The sequence below is a fragment of the Candidatus Aquicultor secundus genome, assembly GCF_002791875.1.
Classification (GTDB): Bacteria; Actinomycetota; Aquicultoria; order Aquicultorales; family Aquicultoraceae; genus Aquicultor_A; species Aquicultor_A secundus.
Map to the genome: position 1 here is coordinate 1 of NZ_PFNG01000185.1, position 2160 is coordinate 2160.

3 protein-coding genes and 1 riboswitch are annotated in these 2160 nt (G+C 47.3%); all 3 genes read left to right on the plus strand.

Annotated features, from left to right (window positions below; translation table 11 throughout):
- Positions 1 to 349: 349 nt before the first annotated feature.
- Positions 350 to 539, plus strand: a riboswitch (cobalamin riboswitch).
- 218 nt (positions 540 to 757) lie between these two features.
- Positions 758 to 1561 carry an energy-coupling factor ABC transporter permease gene (locus COY37_RS07905; RefSeq protein ID WP_286677657.1) on the plus strand — a complete coding sequence of 268 codons (804 nt, stop codon included), beginning with the start codon at positions 758 to 760 and terminating at the stop codon, positions 1559 to 1561.
- The gene (locus tag COY37_RS07910; RefSeq protein WP_286677658.1) at positions 1558 to 1851 is read left to right on the plus strand and encodes an energy-coupling factor ABC transporter substrate-binding protein; all 294 of its coding nucleotides are present in this window, start codon (positions 1558 to 1560) and stop codon (positions 1849 to 1851) included. Before COY37_RS07905 ends, COY37_RS07910 begins: the two co-directional genes overlap by 4 nt.
- 25 nt (positions 1852 to 1876) lie before the next feature.
- On the plus strand, positions 1877 to 2160 hold a 284-nt coding region (locus COY37_RS07915; protein WP_286977108.1), incomplete at its 3' end, for a CbiQ family ECF transporter T component.

The window sequence follows — 2160 nt, forward strand, 5'->3', positions numbered from 1 at the left end:
GACACGATAATTATGGTGTTCTGGCACTAGTTTCTTATTCACGAGTATAAATAAAAACCACGCTAGCTTTTCGCCTACTTTCGAGTGAGCGATAAGCCTACGTGGCTCGTTTAAAATCGTGTTCGGTTGTCTTTAGTTTCTTTATCCAGCCGTCCTCTGTCTTCATGGCAGAGTATTTAGTGATCATCTTAGCATTCACATATATGCTAGTCAATTTCTTTTTCACTTCTTTTTCCAAAAAAACAAAAGCCGACAAATTAAGCCTAAAAGCTCGCGAAGCGATAAGAGATGGAAATTTCGAAATTGACACAACTTCTCTAAAGAGGTATGTTTTTAAACTAAACAAATAAATATTTGCAAAGCTCCAGGTGCCTCGGTTTGAAAAACTGAGGATAATAGGGAATCAGGTGTAAGTCCTGAGCGGTGGGGCCACTGTAAATGGTTAGCTATTCCAAAGACCACTGGATGGTAGCATCCGGGAAGGTGGAATCCAGTAACGAGCCATGAGCCAGTAGACCTGCCTGGAGTTTCAACTTGAGCGCCTCCCATCCAGAGGACCGTGTTGACTTTTAGCTTGATCTTAACGCGATCCCGGCCATGAGGCCGGGATTATTTTTTGCTTGAGAGCGTCTTAAATTCAGATGCTTTATGAACGCCAAAGAAGAAGGGTGTGATCGATGTATAGTTGATGTAGCCATACCTGGTTTGCTATGAAAGCTATTAACTGACTTTTGCTGAAAGGAGATGGGCGACTTTTATGATGCTGAGAGTATTTAAAGATGCAAACAACCGGAAGTACTTTAAGGTTCTAATGTTATTCAGTATATTCACCGTTTTTTTCAACTACCCGAACGACGCTTATGCCATGCATATCATGGAAGGCTTCCTGCCAATTAAATGGTGTATCTTCTGGGGGGTTATGACACTTCCCTTTTTGATTATAGGTATGCGCTCCATCGGCAACACAGTGAAGAAGCACCCGGAAACTAAAATGCTGCTGGGTTTAGCCGGGGCCTTTACCTTCGTCCTTTCCGCCCTGAAAATGCCTTCGGTTACAGGCAGTTGCTCGCACCCCACCGGGGTTGGTCTGGGGACGGTGCTGTTCGGACCGACAGCCATGTCTGTTTTGGGGTTTATCGTGCTGATTTTTCAAGCCCTGCTGCTGGCTCACGGAGGTCTTACCACGCTGGGGGCAAACACCTTCTCCATGGCTGTAGTGGGGCCGCTTGTGGCTTGGGGCCTCTACAGACTTTGCGTTAAGCTAAAGACGCCGCTCCGGGTGGGTGTCTTTCTGGGGGCAGTGTTCGGAGATCTTTTCACGTACGTGACCACTGCCGCTCAATTGGCGTTGGCATTTCCCGCACAAATTGGGGGCTTTGCGGCTTCATTTGAAAAATTCTTAGGGATTTTTGCCGTTACCCAGATTCCACTTGCAATCAGCGAAGGCTTATTGACCGTTGTTGTATTCAACCTGCTGACAGCTCACAATAAAAAAGAACTGGAGGATTTGACCGTGCTGACAGCCGGTAACAGTGCATTAGAAGGGGTGGACGGCAGATGAGAAAGACCAACACCATACTCATCCTCATAGTAATATTGTTAGTGGCCTCGCCTCTGTTTCTAGTTGGTCATAAGGCTGAGTTCAGCGGTGCTGACGACCAGGGCACCACGGCCATCGCGCAAGTACATCCCGGCTATAAACAGTGGTTCAAACCCATATGGGAGCCACCCAGCGGTGAAATTGAATCCTTTTTCTTCGCCCTGCAGGCGGCCATCGGGGCCGGCTTTATCGGCTATTTTTTAGGTTCCTCGAAGTCTAAAAAAGAGGCCGACGCCAGCGAGGAAGCCTGATAGAAAGCCAGATAGGGGTAGAGTTTTGCTGAAAATAGACCAGTACGCATATATCAACAGGATAGCCGACATGCATCCGATAGAGAAGAGCATTCTAGCACTCGCAACGATGGTCATATGCCTGGCTTTTTCCGCACCTCTTACCTCTGTGCTGGTGATTTTGTTTATGGCAGTGCTGTCAATTCTGGTAGCCGGGATACCTGCCCGCTTTTACCTTAAGCTGATGTCGTTGCCGCTATTTTTCTTGGTAACAGGAGTCTTGACAGTGGCTCTCAACTTTACCACCACCTCGCCGGATTCCTTCTTGTG